We start from the raw sequence: 16719 nt of genomic DNA on the forward strand, positions 1-16719 counted from the left end.
ACTCGTTTTAAAGGGCGGAAATTCGAACGGCACCTTTATAGTTTCTCTAAAATACCCATTAATTCCTCTGACATAGTGCTTAATTCCTCTACAGAAGCATTAATTTCTTCGGTCAACGCGGCTTGCGCTTGTGTTAACGAAGACATACTTGAGATGGTTTGAATAATTTGATCAATATTTTGCTTCATATCTTGCATTGTTCTTTCAATATTCACAGAAGCTGCTTTACTATGCTCAGCTAGTTTTCTGACCTCATTGGCTACAACCGCAAACCCTCTACCAACTTCTCCAGCACGAGCCGCTTCTATTGAGGCATTTAGGCCAAGGAGGCTGGATTGATCAGCAACTTCTTTAATTAACGTTGTAATTGTCCTTGTTTCATCTGTCTTAGATTTAACATCCATAGCAGTCTGATAAGATTGTTCTTGTACAGAAGCTATATCTTGAGCTTGTTCTGTGACGCTTACGATTCCTCGAACAATATCATTAATTGCTTCGAATAATCCTTGCATCTGAGTATTCACCAAACGGATAATTTCATCTTTATTCACTTCATGAGTAATATCTCTAATTGTCCCAGCTACACGCAGTGGCAGACCCGCTTCATCGCGTACAGTTGCTCCTCCTGCATAATACCAGCGGTATTCACCAGACTTGGACGCCAAACGATACTTTAATACGTACTCTGTTTTATCTGGTTCATTAAGTAAATGATTAACAAAAGTATCTAGCGTTGGCTCGCGATCTTCTGGATGCAATTGATTAATCCAGCTACTCATCTTGTTTGGGAATTCATGTTCACCTTCAAAACCAAGTGTTTTTCTAAACTGATCAGACCACCAAAATTCATTATCTGGATTTACTGGATCCCCAGCAATAACTTTCAAATCCCATGGTGCTTCAACCATAGCACGATTCACAAGATCATATCGTTCAATTAAAGCATTAAGTTGGTCATCTTTTATTCTTTTATCATGAATATCAAATAGAGCCCCGGCTACCATTACTGGGGTACCATCGGCTTCACGAAATGTTGTTCCTGTAGCCTTAAACCATCTGTACTCTCCTGCTTTAGTTAGCAAACGATATTCTATGTCATATTTAGTCTGACCTGTAACATCTAACATATGATCTGCAAAACATTGAAGCACGTTTTGTTTTTCTTCAGGATGAAGTGTATTGGACCAACTTTCTAGCAAATTAGGAAAATCATTTTCATCCTTAAATCCAAGCATCTGTCTTATTTCATTAGACCAGCGAAATACATTGGCAGTATTTACTGGATCACCGGCAACAACATCCATCTCCCATAATCCTACTTCTATCGCTTCTGTAACCATATTCAAGCGCAAAATGGGACTTTCTTCCCGTCGGTGAAGCACAGTTGATACTCGATCCGTTAATATCTTGAATCCTTCAAATGCTGCACCTTGCCCTTTCGCTAAAATATAATCATTTTCCTTATTTTGTTCTAGTAATTCAACGTAATTTTCAAATTCATTCAACCATACTAATTCAGCCTTGCCGCTTTCAACAAATGATGTATTGCCTTTCTTACCCGATTTGAAGATCATTGGCTGTTCTCCTTCACTATGATGACTATTCTAATCTTCTTAATTTCCTTTTTAAACCACACAAAAAATAGTATGTCTAAAATAGTTATCGACAAATTACAAAGAAAATGTAACTTAATAAGTGTACAAAATGTGAGTTTTTTACGATTCACCGTAACCCCTCAACGGTAATTTGGCCGGATATATAGTATTAGGTTATTTGTAAAGCTTAAATTTACCGGTTAATGCCTGAAGATCCTCGGCCATGGTGGCTAAAGACCCGGCATAGGAAGCAATCTCCTCCATGGAAGCCAAGGTTTGCTGAGCCGCAGCCGCCACATTTTGCGTTGGAGAAGAAGCTTCAACCGATACGGACGAAATGTCCTGCAGAGCTTCCGCCATGGTGCTGGTCTCCAGTGTAATCGACTGTGATTGTTCGGAAACCGTCTGGATTTGCTCGGTAATGACTGATGGCCTGACGGACCTCGTCAAACATTTCACCGGTGTGATGAATGATCCGAATCCCGTCTTCCGTTTCTGCTGTTGCTGATTGGACGGAAGGCACCACCTCGCTGATACTGATAAAGATCATATTTACCTCATGATCAAAACTCATATTTACTTTGAAAATATTATCAAATTCAGAGTCCGTCTCCGCAGTTCCGTAGTTATGTGTTAACAAATTCCTTACCTTTAACCAATCAATAACTCGCCATATGAATCAGTCATTTGCTATCTTTGCAACTTCCATACTATGCGTTAGCTTATTCCCAAAAAAATGTATGTGATCCACACCTACATTTGCATCTTCCTTTGTAAACTCCTAAAGACGCTGAGTAATTTTGATTCCGAACATTTAAAATACTAGAGATTTTGCTATGTCAAAAGCGGAGGCTTTAATGCTCGAAATAGGTTAGCTGTGGACTAGTTAGTCCACGCAGAAGCGCTAACGGTTAGTATACTATTACATACGAATCAGTCGGCGAAATCTTTGATACTGACTGCATAAGGAGATGAAAACATGATCTCTGTCATATGCTGCACGATAAGAGAAGATCTTATGGATAATGTATTCCGAAACTATGGGAGTCAAGATTATACAAAAAAAGAATTGATTATCATTTTGAACCGGGATGGGATGGACCTGACCAAATGGCAGAAGAATGCCAAGGGTTACCAAGATGTATCTATATATCAGCGTCCGAGTAAGGTGAGCTTAGGGGAATGCCTGAATTACGGAATTAAACGTTGCAAATATAACACGATCGCAAAAATGGATGATGATGATTACTACACGCCTGAATATCTTTCGCAGCAAATGAAAGCTATGAAAAAAAAGAAGGCTGATCTGGTCTGTAAGAGAACCGTTTATATGTATTTTAAGAAAGAGAAAACACTCGCCTTACATTTAGACAATAAGGAAGTAAATACATTTTTGACGAAAGAAGGAGGAATCAAAGGTTCTACGCTGGTATTCAAAAAAAAGGTGGGCAAGAAAGTGAAGTTTCCCGAAATCAACCGAGGTGAAGATACTTTTTTTTCAAAAAAATGTATAGAGAAAAACTATAAAATTTACGTCACAGACAAAAAAAATTATGTATGTTTGCGCAGTTCCAAAAGGTATCATACCTGGGATGTAAATAACAATCATTTGATGAAGAAATCGAAGATCTTATGTAAAACGACTAATTACAAGGAATACATCGAAAAAAGGCGACGTGGGAACGAAACAAGGTGAATGATCTCATCCATAAACATCTCACATCCGACAAAAAAGGTGCTCTTACCTTTGATGACGGACCTGACCCAAACCAAGAACATACCCATTTGAGACATCGGGCAGTAAATACGTCTTAGAGAAGGAATGGGGCGTGAAAGGGGTGACATTGGTGTTCAGTAAAAGACTATGTGATAAAATCGATTTTCTCCATGTGAATATTAACGAGTATGTCCTTCCTAAGAGAATGTCCGAAAAATAAGGTTAAAGTCTATGTCACTGACGAAAATAATTATGAAAGGAATGCGTTGAATGACTAATAGAGCTTCGATTGCACTCACTTTTGATGATGGTCCGGACCCAACCCACACCCCGCTTCTCTTGAACGTATTAAAACAACATAAAGCACAAGCAACCTTTTTCCTTGTAGGAAAACAACTAGAGCAATATCCTGACATTGCAAAACAAATTATAACGGAGGGACATGAGATAGGGAATCATACTTACAGCCATCCGAACTTAAGGAAACTAGACTATCAGCAAATATATGAGGAATTATATATAATGGACCTCATGATCCGAACGGTTACAGGACAGAGTCCTACTTTATTTCGCCCACCGTATTTGTACTATAATGACAATGTGTTGAAAGCTGCCAAAAAGCTTGGATACGAGATGATCCTGCGTTCAATTGAAACTTTTGATTATCGAAACCCAGGTGTGCGTAAAATTATAAAAAGCGTATTGGGTAATTTAAAACATGGCGACATTGTTTTAATGCATGATGCCGGCGGAAATCGTATGGACACCATAACAGCAGTCGAGAAGATTTTAATCGAGTGTCAAAAAAAAGATTACCAATTCGTTAAGGTATCCAAGCTATTGCATAAATAAGACAGAGCCTATTAAGTGATGAAAGGAGTCGATTAACCTCATTGTAATGAAGACCCCTTCCTTTTATTCTTATATCACGCCTGTTGCAGTAGCACTCAGATTAGTTAGTCCGCCCTACTAGGCCATCTACGCATCGAACTTTCATCTAGGCGGCCTTCATTCCTTCGAACTATTTCCATGCCCGCAAGCAATTAGGCTCAAAAATTTAGCCGTCATTTATGGTACGGTTCTCCTCATACACTATAACGGCTAAATGGAGAACGACATTTTAAAGCAAGCCGCGCTGATCATGGGACGAAAGTAGCTATCATCCGAAGTAACCGTGATAAATACTCGGTGTCAGCAATGTGCGATGTCCTGCAAATCCCAAGAAGTACGTTTTATTACGAAGCAAAGGAACAAGCGAATGAAGAGCATGGCAAAGCCTCCAAATTCATTAGCGGACATCAAATATATGCTCTGAAAATAACTAATGACCGCTAATGTTAATTAGAGGTCATTAGTTGTGCTTCCAACACTCTTTATTGAAAGTGACCCAAGAGATTGTATTTGTTCACCCATTAGCTACAATTAAAGGGAACAAAACAGCGATGCAAGAGCTTAGTCTTGTATCGCTGTTTTGGCGTTCTTATTATTTCACTATTTCTTTTACAGATGCCACTTCATAAGTTATGATCTCACTTCCGAGAATTGGAGATTCTTTAGCTGCCTCTGAGCCCGGTTCTGTGGCGCTCCCCTTGGACAATCAACTCGTTCACATAATCGCTCATGAGAAACTCGGCGATATAGCGTAAATGCCCGAAATAGTAGCCTGAATCTCTGGAGTAGCCGATCAATGCTCATCGGATGCTTCTAGTGTATATCGTGCTTCTTGAAGTTTCCGCCTTGTACTTCGGCAACGTCGTAAACCATTATAAAGGCGCTCGGGTCAATTTTTTGGATGATTTCTTTCAATTTGCTTTCTTCCAATCGGTTAATGACGCAAGTAATTTCTTTGTACTGTTCGTTGGAATATCCGCCCTCCACGAGATTATAGGTAGCGCCGCGCCCTAAGCGGTTACGAATGGTTTCTACCATAATTTCGGGATGTCTGGTAATGATTTTGAAAGATTTCGCGCCGCTTAAACCTTCTTCGACGATATGAATCACTTTGGAGGCAATAAAATAAGCGATACCGGACAAAATAGCGCCTTGAAGGCCGAATACGGTCGAGACGACGATAAACACGAACGTATTCAGGAATAAGATAAGATCGCTGGTACCGAAAGGTAATTTTCGCGAAAGCAACACGGCCAACATATCGAAGCCGTCCAATGCACCGCCATTCCGTAGGGCCAGACCCATTCCAAAGCCGATTATAATACCGCCGACAACGGTTACCAGTAGGGTATCCCCTTCAATGATGGTCGGAATACTATGCATAACGGCAGTGCCGAAGGCCAACGAAGCAATCCCGAGCACGGAATAGATGGCAAAACTTTTTCCGATTTGCTTGTACCCTAAATATATAAACGGAATATTAAGAACCGCGATTAAAAGTCCTAGCGGCAGTCCGACAAGCTCCGAGCCAACGATGCTTAGCCCCGTTACGCCGCCGTCGGATACGCCGTTCGGAATTAATACGGCTTCAAGTCCATAGGCTGTTATGAATCCTCCGATTATCACAGCTAGTCCTCGTTGAATCTTTTTTAATACAGCAGGTTTTTTGTGCCCCATCTTCATGTTGTAACCTCATTTCGTTTTATCAAAGATCCGCACTATGTGCAAACCAAGTTCATTTTTATTTTACCTAATATTATAACAAATATCACGTCCCACAGCTTTCGTGCTGTTCAAATGGGCTTATGAGTGGCCTTAAGCTCACCCTGAGTACGGTATCCCAAAAGATGACAACATATAGGGTTCCGGGTCAAGTCTCAACACATTCAGTATGCTCGTTAGTGCTTCAGTGCGCGTGGGGCTACTCTTCGGCTCAAACTTACCGTTGACTTGCCGTCGATAATTCTTGCTCGAGCAGCTCGTGAATGTCCGCTGCTGCGGAGGAGTTGGTCAAGTCGGTAAACTTGCCTTTCGTAGCTATCCTTCGTTCGATACAGAATCAAGGTTCAGGATACGAGTTAATATGACCACCATATCCTTTAATGAATCCCGGGTTCAGAATATCTTTTACATAATCATTCCTTGAGTATTCCATCCCAGAGAGATAATGACCGCGGCCCGCCTGGCATTCTGTCTGCTCCTTTCTGTTCTCGATTTTGATCATTCCTTTTCCGCAATTAAAATAACATAACGGATCTCGCTCCACTTTCCACAGTAATTGGGGACTCTCTCTAACAGGCACGAAATAATAGAAAGATAGGACAGGTGATTGTGAATAATGCACTGACTGCTTGTTAACCGACAGAGCAATCACCTATATTTAATGGTACGGTTCTTTTTCAATGCCGTGATTGTAAGAATTCCGCGCTACTTATGATACGGTTCACCTTAACACTCTAAAGGCGAATTATAAGGGCTAAATTTTTTAAACAGAATAAGAGCGCCACCTATAGGCTAGCGCTCCACACTGTCAATAAATTGAGAGAAATCCGATAGGTATCTTATCTCTACCGAACTAGAAAACCAGAATATTCATATCCAGAAACATTATGTGAGTAATTTACCTTCTTGTGTTATAGTCGTCTGCACTGTGCTATTCTTGATAGTACAAGTAAGTACACCGAACTATAGGAGACAAGAAATCCATGAAATCCAAACGAGCGATGGTCGACCGAAGGGACGCCGAGCGCAGGGTTCGCCGGGAACAGAAAAGGAATCCACCCGGACCCTTCTTCAAGCTGTTTGACTGGATATGGAGGACGGTATATGTGTTGTTCCTTCTTTCTCTTTCCGTCGTTGCTATCTACCATTGGTTTCTGGACACGGGACCTGGTCCGGGAGGTACAGACCTAATCCCTTTCACTGCTGAACGAATTGCTACCTTAATGCTTTTTATTATCCTTGCTACCGCCTGCGTGGTAGGTATACGGGCTATCATTAAGCCAACAGACAACACTTTCAGCAGAGTCCGTAAACACCCAGACGGAAGACGGATGCAAATTTTGAAATTTACTTTGCTTCTGTTCTTTGCACTCGTTATTGCCGTCTCAGCCATTATCTGCTGGGCCCAGCTAAAAGCTCTAGCGGGGGTATGGAAGTTTCTGCTGTCTTGATTCTGATGACGGTAATACAGCTTTCGCTATGGTCCACGGACTGAAATATAATACTTTAATGACTTGATAACAACGTAACTATCAATATCATTAACCATATTAAAAAAGATGACCCGCAAGTGATAATTTCGAAAAAATGAATCTGTAGCATTTTAATTTTTAACAGTGCCTAATTTTGCCCAATTTGTGATACGGGTCAGCGTATCACTCTACCGGCGAATTTTGGGGTGAAGAAAAGGACAACCCGATTCGATGGTTATCCCTTGTATATCTTATCCCCACTATCGAGAAGCGGACGCTGTCTATTGGAGCGAGATGTACTATTACCAGATTCAAAAAGGCGCAGCGAGTTGAAGAAATGCGTGACTATCAATTTCTTGAATTATTCGTTTTTGCCCAACGAACGCTACCATAACATTTTTTATCTTAGAGAAGACCTACCGGCATCCCTTTGACCGACGATATCGGAATTCATGTGATGGAACTGACCAAGCTAAGGAACTTGAAGCTTCCGTAGAGGGAGGCTTGGTGAACTGGCTCCTGTTCCTCTGCAACGTAGACCAATCAGGCTCAGCTCCAATCCTTCTGACGACTGAAGCCTTGTCTGCACATTTCTATGGATATTAAAAGGACTGTCCAAAAGCAGCATGTCTTGCCTGCGGACAGTCCTTTAAAAACTACGTTGGATATTCAATCAATCAATTAGCTTAACCTTCTTCAACATTCGCTGAACGATGGCAGCTGTTTCCGCTCTTGTAATATTGCTCGCAGGCATTAATCCAGCATCGGTTCCGTTGACGATTCCATTCCTCACTGCCGAAGCAACAGCAGGTTTAGCCCATGCGCTTACTGCTTCACTCCCCGAAAACATGGATAATGTCGTTTAATCATTACTTTTCACTCCTCTTCTCTTGAAAAATGTAAGTCTCTAACTTCCAATCATTAAAGCCGTTTCACGTATCTTTTTTAAGACTAACATACAACAAACAGACTTTTCTTAATGAATTCTTAATGAGAAAGGACCAACCTACGATTCAATGTCATTAAGTTATGCTCGAAGACAAGAAAGCGAATATAAATGGAATCCGAAACGGCATGGAAAAATAAAATGTACCCCCTAAGAAAGTCACTTTAAAAGTATCTTTCTTAGGGGGTACATTTTAGGTCCAAACTTCCGATAGTCTAGGTAGTTTGGATCCTCGGTTCTGATTAAATAATTAAATGATCATATTTCAAAATTTCGCCCTATTTATGGTACGGTTCCTTCCGAATTATCTTAAACACACGATAAATCTGCTCCACCAGCACCAGCCGCATCAGCTGGTGTGGCAAGGTCATGCGCCCGAACGCCAGCTTCAGCTCGGCGCGCGCCAACACCGCGGGGGCTAAGCCCAGTGAGCCCCCGATCACAAAGGCCACATGGCTACGCCCATATGTGGCCAAGCCCTCTACATGCCGCGCGAGTTCCTCGCTCGTTAGCGGCATGCCATCAAGAGCGAGCGCCACGACGTAGGCGTCGCTCTTGATTTGCGCGAGGATGCGTTCGCCCTCGCGTTGCCTGACGAGCGCCTCCTCAGCGGCGCTCATGGAATCCGGTGCCCGTTCATCGGGCACCTCAACAATCTGCACCTTGGCGTAAGCCCCAAGGCGCTTAGTATACTCCGCAATCCCCTGTACCAGATAAGCTTCCTTCAATTTCCCAACCGCTATTATTTGTATCGTCTGCATTCGCCTAATCTCTCCTAACCCATGCTTTGTATCCGTCACTTCACATTCAAGCGGCGATCATTCCACCTGCTACTCTTAGAGTTTTTCTGTTCTTCACTGGTCTTGCCCTTATCCATGCTCTTTGCCCTGCTCTTGCCCTGCACCTATCTCCGTTATTATATCCCTACTCACCAGCTGAGCCTTCATCAGCTAGTTGCGCCTAGCTTGGTTGGGGCGCGCTGGGAACCGTCCAACGCTTACGCCGCTCCTACCTAACCTCGCCCTACTTCTCACCTGCTCCTATCCTCGTCTTTGCCCACTACTCTAGCCCTCTACACAAAAAAAAGCCCCAAGCCGCAATAACAAGCGACATGAACGGCTTCCTTCCTTAACCTCTCTATACCACCAAGAAACGCGCCTGCTCCACACACCGCTCACAATGAGCAGGAGGTTCCCATTCAGAAAACTTCACAGTCTCCAAGTCTACAATATCCGGTGCATCCTCGTACTCATCTACGAACTGGTCGATAGCCAGCTCCAAATGCTCCTTACATACTACATACATACCCAAACCCCACTCTTCTCTATACTTTGCCGCAAGCGGCTTCTGTTTAACCAGCTCTGACTGTCCAAAAGAGCCTTTGCCATCTCGGCATCACGCCCACTGCCTTATGATACCTATCAACATCCCTACAATCTTTCTTCTTCTATTGCCGAGCTCCAGCAACATCTCCTTCGATGCCTTCGCTCGCTTATATTCTCAATGCCACGCTTATACCCTCGAAGCATTAAGGCTCTTAGCCCTTAGAGCTTAGCTCTATCCCTCTAAGCTCTTTCCCACTAACGATCCTTCAACTCCGCCATCGTCAGCACCAGCGTGGCTTTTTTGCCGCCGCGGTAATACGTAATCGTAATTTTATCACCGATTTTTTTCTGGCTGTAAATATATTTGCGCAACGCCAAGGTGCTGTCCACTGGTTTATCGTCGAGCTGGATAATAACATCATTGGTCTTCAAGCCGGCATCCTTAGCGGGTCCGGTTACATCGATCACGATAATACCAGCTTTCACCTCAGCTGGCAGCTTTAATACATCGGTGCCCGTAAAAGATTGCAGGTTTTGCGTGACCACGCCCAGATACGGTCTTTTGATCTTTTGGTCTGTGATCAGCGCCTCGATGATTGTTTTCACGGAATTGATCGGGATCGCGAAGCCAAGTCCCTCTACACCCATATCGGCAACCTTCAGCGTATTGATCCCGATCACTTTGCCATCGAGGTTAACGAGTGCGCCGCCGCTGTTGCCTTGGTTGATGGCGGCATCCGTTTGGATGACGTCCATTTCCCAGTCGTACTCCCCTTGAGTGCCCAAGGAAACAGGAATCGTCCGTTTCGGCCAGCTTACAATGCCTCTGGTAACTGTGGGCGCATAGCCAAGCCCCAGTGGATTGCCTACTGCAATGACGGTCTCCCCGGCCCGTAAGGCATCGGAGTCCCCAAACTCCGCGACCGATTTGATTCCGCTATCGTCAATTTCCAGCACCGCCAAATCGGTCATTTGGTCACGGCCGAGCAGCTTCGCTTTTTTGCGCTCACCCGTTGTTGTGACAATATCGAGCTGTGCGAAGCCTTCAACCACATGGTTATTGGTTACGATGCGGACTTTGCCCCCAACCTTCTCGAACAATACACCCGACCCCAATCCGACTGCGCCGCGTACGCCCGCCTTCTCGCCCTCTTTACCTGACCCGATAACGCTAATTACGGTTGGTCCTACCTTCTCCGCAGCCCTGACAACGGAGTCGCTGCTCTGCCTCTGGGCATCTGGTGCTGAAGCATTACCGAAACCAGATGCGGCACCACCATTCCCAGATCCAGATTCAGGTCCAGGAGCAGATGCCTGGCTTGCCACTTGAGCTTCTCCAGCTCCGCCATTGCCACCGCCTATATTAAAAAGCACCAGCAGCACGAGCATAATTGCAGCTCCACCGCAAACAGGAAGCAACCAAGAAGGCGAGGATGATCTACTAGAGCCGCGTCTTAGCTTACGTCCCTTAACTGACCATTCGTTCCAACGGGGCACCTTGGTGGAATAAAAATCATCATCGAACAAACCCATCGTCTTCCGCTCCCCTCTCTGCCGTTCCACGTACAGAGCTGTAACTCGTAATCTTATAATCTTTTAAAATAATAGGAATGAAATCCACTCTATCAGACTAGACTAAGCATATAGTTTACAATTTCCCAACTCGAAAGGATGGCCGCCATGAATCGCATGAATCATTTAGACCAAGTCAACTGGATTGCCCAGCTAGCCGATCTCAAGCATACCCATTACCATAACAGCCTGCTGCTTAGCGCCCTTATCGAGCTGCTGGTCGAGAAAGGCATCATGACCGCACAAGATATTGCCATCATGTCCGCACAGCTGGATGCATCGCTTACTCCCCATGTATTCGATGCCATGCATTCCCCACAATCAGACGATGCCTCCCATTCTTCCCAGCCCATTGATGCGATGTACGCCCAGCATTCAGTTGAAGCCTCGCTTTCTTCTCAGCCCATTGATGCCATGCGCGCCCAGCATTCGGAAGCTTCGCTTTCTTCCCAGCCCATCGATACCATGCGTGCTCAGCCTTCGGTTGAAGCGCCCTCTACTTCTCATGCAGACAATTAACCGTTCGCTGCTCAGCTTATCCATACGATGCCTGCCAACCCTTAGCTGCTTTACTCAATCCTCGTCCAGGTGATCCCAGGCGGTGACACGGTCGTAGTACGTATCCATCAGCCTGGCGCGGTGGTCGTCAGGTGCCAGCCGCTCCTCTACCATTTGGCTTACCGTCATCTTGGCCAGGTCCATCATATTATGGTCACGGCTCAAATGTGCCAGGTAAACACGTTTGGTTTTTTCCGTCATCACATCACACAGGCCGATGCCTGCCGCTTCATTGGATAAATGGCCGATATCACTGAGGATACGCCTTTTAATATTCCAAGGGTATCTGCCCACCCGCAGCATCTCGATATCGTGGTTCGATTCCAGCACCAGCACATCACTGTCGCGGATTTGCTCCTTTACCTTCTCGCTCATATAGCCGAGGTCGGTAGCCACGCTAAGCTTTTGCTCCTCATGGTAAAAGCAATAGCCGACCGGCTCAGCCGCATCATGGGAAATCCCATACGATTCGACTCTCAGCGAGCCCAAATCCAGTACACTGCCGGTTTCCATCACACAACGGTTGTGTTCGGCAATCGCCCCGACCTGCTTATCGAGCATCTTCCAGGTTTTTTCGTTGGCATAAATCGGCAGGTCAAACTTGCGTGCCAGCGCGCCTAAGCCTTTGGTATGGTCGGTATGCTCATGGGTCACAACAATCGCGTCCAGGTCCGCTCCCGACAGCTCTTTTTCCTGCAGGAGCTGCTCTACCCTTTTGGCGCTTAAGCCTGCATCAATCAGCACCTTGCTTTCTTCAGTCGCTATAATCGTCGCATTTCCTGTAGATCCACTTGCCAATACACTAAAACGAATGCCCATCTGGTTAACTCCTATCTGGCTCCTTGCAGTTGCGTTGCAAAAATCTGTGGCACAGCAAAGGGATTTCGCCGTATTTCTCCCATTGCTGCTTAACTCCTAATCCATATTCAATGGCTGTTCAACTATTACTTTTTTATTTGCTGCCTGACTATTACTTTTTATTCGCTGCTTGACTATTACTTTTTTTTTGCGGCGGCTCTACAGCCCCGTTGAATGCATGCACATAATAAATATCGCCGTCTCCATTGCCAAGCGTTACACGCCAATAAGGCACCATAAACCTGGTTTGCGAATTGTATTCTTGTCCATGATAACCCAACTTGATGCCTGTGACTACCGTTCCACTTGGAAAATAAGTCTCAATTAGACTACGCAGCACCGTATAAGGAGAAATCACCTTTTGCTCCTTCTGCTCACCAGCTGCTTGGTCCTCCACATAGCCTTGGCGGTAAGCAACAATCATCCCATTTTGCTCGAATAATTCCAGCTGCACCTCAAACATCGGCAACGATCCATAGAGCTGGTGGAACACATAGACTCCATTGGCGCTCAGCACCGGATCGTATTGGTACTTGTCGATATTCGGAATCGCTGCACGGGCGGCAGCCGTATCACGCGGAGACACTTTGCTCATTAACGGGCTGTATCTGAATGGTGTCTCCAAAATAATCTGTTTATCTGATTTTTCAAGCTCGGTAAACTTCACTACAATTTCCTTCAGCCTTGGCACTTCATTAGGTAGCTCGGTCGATATTTGGATGTTTTTACTCTTTAGCAGACGCTGGATTTCTTCATTGGCGCTAGCTGTATTGGCATCGAACTCCAGAAGGTCCGAACGGGTCGTCCACAGCTGGTAGCCAAGCACCGCATTCAGTAAAAAGAAGGCTAGAATCAGAATCATTTTCGCCCGGCCCCAGTCCATCGCTGTCCCTCCCTCCGATTCATGCTGGCTTTATTCCAAAAATTCATAGCTTCCATCCCGCAGCTCAACCGCCCAGGCCGGTACTAAATCGATCGATTGTTCATTCACATACGGGCGGTAAGCGGGAAATATCGAAATGACAGCATGCTTTTTCGAATATTCATTGAGCTTCTCATCCAAAGCCTCACCGCCGATAATCGTCACTTCCTTGCTGGTCGCACCATTCGCATCAGGAATCATCGTGGAGCGTTCATAGCTGGCGACAACACCCTTTTGCACAACCATTTTCATATACCCGATATTGGCACGCTGGTCGATCACTGGAAGATGCCCATAATATTGCCTAAAAATAAAAGGCTGGTTGCCCGGCAGCAAGCGCTGTGGCACCTTTTGCAACGAATACGTCCCATTCCAGCCACCATGCTGATTAACGAACTGCACCGCTGACAGCAGGTTATCCTGCAAATCCGCTTTATTGTCAACCGAAGTAGCTGCTGCTACAGGATCGGAGTAGGTCATCCAGCGTTGGTCGTTTTTCAGCTGTAGCCCACGCTTCGCATCCGTGTATATTTCCGAGCCGTCACGCTCTGAAAGGTTGCGGGTAATCGCCGGGTCGACAAAAAAACTTCGCTTCAGCTGGTCCGCTGTAAATAGCTTGAACGGCAGCTTCACTGAGGCAAAATTAATCGGCTTCAGCGGCACATAAAAGTCCCCATTGGTCGTTTTGTAAGGAACCATCACGGGGTTGCCGCTCGCATCAGGCTTCTGTACCTCCGTAGCAAAGCGTTCAATATCTGTACCGGATATGTCCGACTTCTGTACCTCATATACCAGATTGGGCGTGTCCGTGAATAATACGGTCCTGACCTCATCCTTGCTATCCTTTACAAAAATCCAAATACGGGTAATCGTATCATTATCCAAGGGCAGCTCACCCTTGAGCTGCATCATCCGTTGCAGCACATTGAACGGTATCCCGTCCCGAAAGCGTACCTCTACACCCTGCTGCTTATTGCGGACATCCTCCCAATTGATATTTAACGCGCTTGTGCTCATTTTTCGGAATCCGTCCAGTGTTCGTTGGTTGACACTTTCAACCACCATTTTATAAGCATCTGATTCTCGGTATAGCACGGTATGCTGCTGGTTGCCCAGATGCAGAATGACTTGGTCCGGGAACAATAATTCCTCCAACAGCGCCTGCGAGCCAAGCCGGTCGGTCTTCACATATTCGTCTTGAACAAGCGGATCGAAATTCGGAGGGCTATAGGAAAGAAAATAGCTCTGTACAAGGCTCAGCCCGACTAGCAGCACCAAAGAAGCAGATTTCAGCTTCTCGATCATACAACAGCCTCCTCATTACGGGGGTATGGCAAAGTAAAGGTTACCTTCGTTCCCTTACCTAGCTCCGATTCCAGCAGGACAGTGCCTCCATGGGCTCTAACTATTTCCCGGGCAATCGAGAGGCCAAGCCCAGTACCGCCCATACTGCGTGAACGGGCTTTATCCACCCGGTAAAACCGTTCAAAAATTCGGCTCAGATCCTTCTTAGGAATACCGATTCCGTTATCCTGCACCGTTATTTCCAGCAGCTCGGTATCCGTCAGGCGGGCGCAAAGCGAAATATGCCCTTCATCCGATGTATATTTGATCGCATTGGACACCAGATTGTCGAGCACCTGGTCAATACGGTCGCGGTCAATCATAATTTCCTTCAATGATTTGGCAACATCAATCGTAACCGTAATCGCGCGCTGCTCCATTTGGAAAGAAAAGCGGTCAGCGACCTCCTCCAGCATTTCCATCACAATTGTGCTTTCCCTGCTAATAATCGCTTGATTGGAATCCAGCCTGGACAGCTGCAATAAATCCGTGACCAGCCGGATCATCCGTTCCGTTTCGTTGCGGGTCACGCTAATGAACTTGCCCGCCAGCTGCGGATCTTCAAGTGCGCCATCCTCCAGCGCCTCCAGATAGCTCTTGATCGTCGTAAGGGGCGTCCGCAGCTCGTGGGACACATTGGCCACGAACTCGCGCCTGGATTCCTCCAGCTTCTCCTGGTCGGTCACATCCTGCAGTACGGCTATCGTACCCGAGCGGCCCTTCTCCTTATTGGATAAGCCAGTGAACGTCAGCTTCACGGAAAGCTGCTCTTCCTCCTCATGGACAAAGTGGAGCAGCAAGGTAGGGTCCTCGCCGAATTCGAACTGGCGCATCACATCTCGGGGAATGCCCAATACCTCATGGAGCTGCTTGCCAAGCGTCGTATCCTCATTCACCTGCAAAATCTGCTTGGCACGCCGGTTAATCACGATGACCCGTCCATCATTGTCGGCAGCGATCAAGCCGTCATTCATATTGGTCAGGATCGAGGCGAGCTTCTCCTTCTCCTCCTCATTCAAGGACAAGGCTTCCTTCAGCCGCCCTGTCATGAAATTAAAAGTTTGTCCCAGCTGCCCAATCTCATCACGCCCAAGCACAGGCACCGCTTCATTGAAGCGCCCCTCGGCTACAGCCGTTGCCTGCTTCGTAATCGCCTTAATCGGACCTGTAATCGTAGCGGACAACATCACGCCTAGAATCCCCGTTAATGCCAGCGCAAGCAAGGTACCCGTGATGAGGAACTGGTTGATCAGGTTCATCGGTTTGTACATCTCTTCCATCGAAGCGATAATATAGACCGCACCATTGACCTTTACACCCGTGCCCACAGGCTTGGCGATGATCATTTTGCGTACACCGTCAAAATCCGTGAACATCCGCTGGTTATCCTTGATGCCTTGCAGCGCCCGATTCACTTCAGTCTGTATATTTTTCTGCCCGACCACCGCCTGGTGGCTTGCCATCGAAGTGGACAATACGATTCCGTTGGCGTCGATCACCTGGATCTCCGCATTGCTGATGGCGAACAGGTTATTGACGACATCATTCAAGTCGGCATACGATTTACGTGCCTCGCCCGACTTGGATTCCTCATTATTTACGGATAAATACGGCTCTACATATTGGGCTAACAGCTGCGCCTGTGTATTATGGGTATTAATAAAATCCGTCTTGAAATAAGCCTCTAGCGTCCGGGTAAAATAAACGCCGATCAGCTGCATCGCAATTAAAATAAGCAATACATAAATAATGATCAGCTTGGCCTGGATCGATTGAAAAAACCGAATCCCTTTCATG

General features: G+C 45.7%; 15 protein-coding genes and 2 pseudogenes. 6 read left to right on the forward strand and 11 right to left on the reverse strand.

The genetic code is table 11. The features are described 5' to 3' along the window. Positions 1-35 precede the first annotated feature (35 nt). Together G9U52_RS20540 and G9U52_RS20545 are read right to left on the reverse strand one after the other, a co-directional pair. The gene (locus G9U52_RS20540) at positions 36-1574 is read right to left on the reverse strand and encodes a methyl-accepting chemotaxis protein (RefSeq protein WP_166152497.1); all 1539 of its coding nucleotides are present in this window, start codon (positions 1572-1574) and stop codon (positions 36-38) included. A 195-nt stretch (positions 1575-1769) separates the two neighbouring features. Beyond that, a complete protein-coding gene (locus G9U52_RS20545) occupies positions 1770-2054 on the reverse strand; it encodes a hypothetical protein (RefSeq protein ID WP_207953098.1) in 285 nt (94 codons plus the stop codon). Between the two features lie 520 nt (positions 2055-2574). Here G9U52_RS20545 and G9U52_RS20555 point away from each other — a divergent pair. The 3 genes and pseudogenes from G9U52_RS20555 to G9U52_RS41730 form a co-directional block, all read left to right on the forward strand. Next, positions 2575-3291: a glycosyltransferase family 2 protein gene (locus G9U52_RS20555; RefSeq protein ID WP_279538688.1), complete on the forward strand. Its 717-nt coding sequence runs from the start codon at positions 2575-2577 to the stop codon at positions 3289-3291. 291 nt (positions 3292-3582) lie between these two features. After that, on the forward strand, positions 3583-4164 hold the full coding sequence (locus tag G9U52_RS20560; RefSeq protein ID WP_166152501.1) for a polysaccharide deacetylase family protein: 582 nt from the start codon (positions 3583-3585) through the stop codon (positions 4162-4164). Between the two features lie 253 nt (positions 4165-4417). Continuing rightward, positions 4418-4575: pseudogene (locus tag G9U52_RS41730) on the forward strand (IS3-like element IS655 family transposase); the annotation flags it as partial. 441 nt (positions 4576-5016) lie between these two features. On the opposite strand, the gene G9U52_RS20565 reads toward G9U52_RS41730, so the two are convergent. Then, complete coding sequence (locus G9U52_RS20565; RefSeq protein ID WP_166152502.1) at positions 5017-5886, reverse strand: YitT family protein; 870 nt, start codon at positions 5884-5886, stop codon at positions 5017-5019. A 1022-nt stretch (positions 5887-6908) separates the two neighbouring features. On the opposite strand from G9U52_RS20565, the gene G9U52_RS20570 reads away from it, so the two are divergent. Together G9U52_RS20570 and G9U52_RS42115 are read left to right on the forward strand one after the other, a co-directional pair. Further along, a complete protein-coding gene (locus G9U52_RS20570; RefSeq protein ID WP_166152503.1) occupies positions 6909-7376 on the forward strand; it encodes a hypothetical protein in 468 nt (155 codons plus the stop codon). A gap of 283 nt (positions 7377-7659) precedes the next feature. After that, positions 7660-7943 (forward strand): annotated as a pseudogene (locus G9U52_RS42115) (PD-(D/E)XK nuclease family transposase); the annotation flags it as partial. A gap of 127 nt (positions 7944-8070) precedes the next feature. On the opposite strand, the gene G9U52_RS20575 reads toward G9U52_RS42115, so the two are convergent. The 4 genes from G9U52_RS20575 to G9U52_RS20590 all read right to left on the reverse strand — a co-directional run bounded on the left by G9U52_RS20575 (position 8071) and on the right by G9U52_RS20590 (position 11201). Further along, positions 8071-8247 carry an S-layer homology domain-containing protein gene (locus tag G9U52_RS20575; protein ID WP_166152504.1) on the reverse strand — a complete coding sequence of 59 codons (177 nt, stop codon included), beginning with the start codon at positions 8245-8247 and terminating at the stop codon, positions 8071-8073. Between the two features lie 374 nt (positions 8248-8621). After that, positions 8622-9104, reverse strand: a complete 483-nt coding sequence (rlmH, locus tag G9U52_RS20580) for a 23S rRNA (pseudouridine(1915)-N(3))-methyltransferase RlmH (RefSeq protein WP_166152505.1) — start codon at positions 9102-9104, stop codon at positions 8622-8624. A gap of 376 nt (positions 9105-9480) precedes the next feature. Next, on the reverse strand, positions 9481-9648 hold the full coding sequence (locus G9U52_RS20585; RefSeq protein ID WP_166152506.1) for a CxxH/CxxC protein: 168 nt from the start codon (positions 9646-9648) through the stop codon (positions 9481-9483). 275 nt (positions 9649-9923) lie between these two features. Beyond that, on the reverse strand, positions 9924-11201 hold the full coding sequence (locus tag G9U52_RS20590) for a S1C family serine protease (protein WP_166152507.1): 1278 nt from the start codon (positions 11199-11201) through the stop codon (positions 9924-9926). Positions 11202-11348: 147 nt separating this feature from the next. Between G9U52_RS20590 and G9U52_RS39290 the strand changes: the two genes are divergently transcribed. Continuing rightward, positions 11349-11759, forward strand: coding sequence for a hypothetical protein (locus tag G9U52_RS39290; protein ID WP_207953099.1), 411 nt, complete (start codon positions 11349-11351; stop codon positions 11757-11759). Positions 11760-11813: 54 nt separating this feature from the next. On the opposite strand, the gene G9U52_RS20600 is transcribed toward G9U52_RS39290, so the two are convergent. The 4 genes from G9U52_RS20600 to walK all read right to left on the reverse strand — a co-directional run bounded on the left by G9U52_RS20600 (position 11814) and on the right by walK (position 16718). Beyond that, positions 11814-12617 carry an MBL fold metallo-hydrolase gene (locus tag G9U52_RS20600; RefSeq protein ID WP_166152508.1) on the reverse strand — a complete coding sequence of 268 codons (804 nt, stop codon included), beginning with the start codon at positions 12615-12617 and terminating at the stop codon, positions 11814-11816. Between the two features lie 151 nt (positions 12618-12768). Continuing rightward, positions 12769-13539 (reverse strand): two-component system regulatory protein YycI, encoded by a 771-nt coding sequence (gene yycI / locus G9U52_RS20605; protein ID WP_166152509.1) that lies wholly within the window; start codon positions 13537-13539, stop codon positions 12769-12771. A 30-nt stretch (positions 13540-13569) separates the two neighbouring features. After that, on the reverse strand, positions 13570-14883 hold the full coding sequence (locus G9U52_RS20610) for a YycH family regulatory protein (RefSeq protein ID WP_166152510.1): 1314 nt from the start codon (positions 14881-14883) through the stop codon (positions 13570-13572). Next, positions 14880-16718: a cell wall metabolism sensor histidine kinase WalK gene (gene walK / locus G9U52_RS20615; RefSeq protein WP_166152511.1), complete on the reverse strand. Its 1839-nt coding sequence runs from the start codon at positions 16716-16718 to the stop codon at positions 14880-14882. The genes G9U52_RS20610 and walK overlap by 4 nt, the downstream gene beginning before the upstream one ends. Between the last annotated feature and the right edge of the window lies 1 nt (position 16719).

The organism is Paenibacillus agricola (assembly GCF_011440305.1).
Taxonomy (GTDB): domain Bacteria; phylum Bacillota; class Bacilli; order Paenibacillales; family NBRC-103111; genus Paenibacillus_S; species Paenibacillus_S agricola.

Bases quoted from the DNA above. Each gene is read 5' to 3' on its own strand.
- G9U52_RS20585 (WP_166152506.1), bottom strand. From the start codon at position 9,648: ATGTATGTAGTATGTAAGGAGCATTTGGAGCTGGCTATCGACCAGTTC.
- G9U52_RS20575 (WP_166152504.1), bottom strand. From the start codon at position 8,247: ATGTTTTCGGGGAGTGAAGCAGTAAGCGCATGGGCTAAACCTGCTGTT.
- yycI (WP_166152509.1), bottom strand. From the start codon at position 13,539: ATGGACTGGGGCCGGGCGAAAATGATTCTGATTCTAGCCTTCTTTTTA.
- G9U52_RS39290 (WP_207953099.1), top strand. From the start codon at position 11,349: ATGAATCGCATGAATCATTTAGACCAAGTCAACTGGATTGCCCAGCTA.
- G9U52_RS20610 (WP_166152510.1), bottom strand. From the start codon at position 14,883: ATGATCGAGAAGCTGAAATCTGCTTCTTTGGTGCTGCTAGTCGGGCTG.
- G9U52_RS20560 (WP_166152501.1), top strand. From the start codon at position 3,583: ATGACTAATAGAGCTTCGATTGCACTCACTTTTGATGATGGTCCGGAC.
- rlmH (WP_166152505.1), bottom strand. From the start codon at position 9,104: ATGCAGACGATACAAATAATAGCGGTTGGGAAATTGAAGGAAGCTTAT.
- G9U52_RS20600 (WP_166152508.1), bottom strand. From the start codon at position 12,617: ATGGGCATTCGTTTTAGTGTATTGGCAAGTGGATCTACAGGAAATGCG.
- G9U52_RS20540 (WP_166152497.1), bottom strand. From the start codon at position 1,574: ATGATCTTCAAATCGGGTAAGAAAGGCAATACATCATTTGTTGAAAGC.
- G9U52_RS20590 (WP_166152507.1), bottom strand. From the start codon at position 11,201: ATGGGTTTGTTCGATGATGATTTTTATTCCACCAAGGTGCCCCGTTGG.
- G9U52_RS20570 (WP_166152503.1), top strand. From the start codon at position 6,909: ATGAAATCCAAACGAGCGATGGTCGACCGAAGGGACGCCGAGCGCAGG.
- walK (WP_166152511.1), bottom strand. From the start codon at position 16,718: ATGAAAGGGATTCGGTTTTTTCAATCGATCCAGGCCAAGCTGATCATT.
- G9U52_RS20555 (WP_279538688.1), top strand. From the start codon at position 2,575: ATGATCTCTGTCATATGCTGCACGATAAGAGAAGATCTTATGGATAAT.
- G9U52_RS20565 (WP_166152502.1), bottom strand. From the start codon at position 5,886: ATGAAGATGGGGCACAAAAAACCTGCTGTATTAAAAAAGATTCAACGA.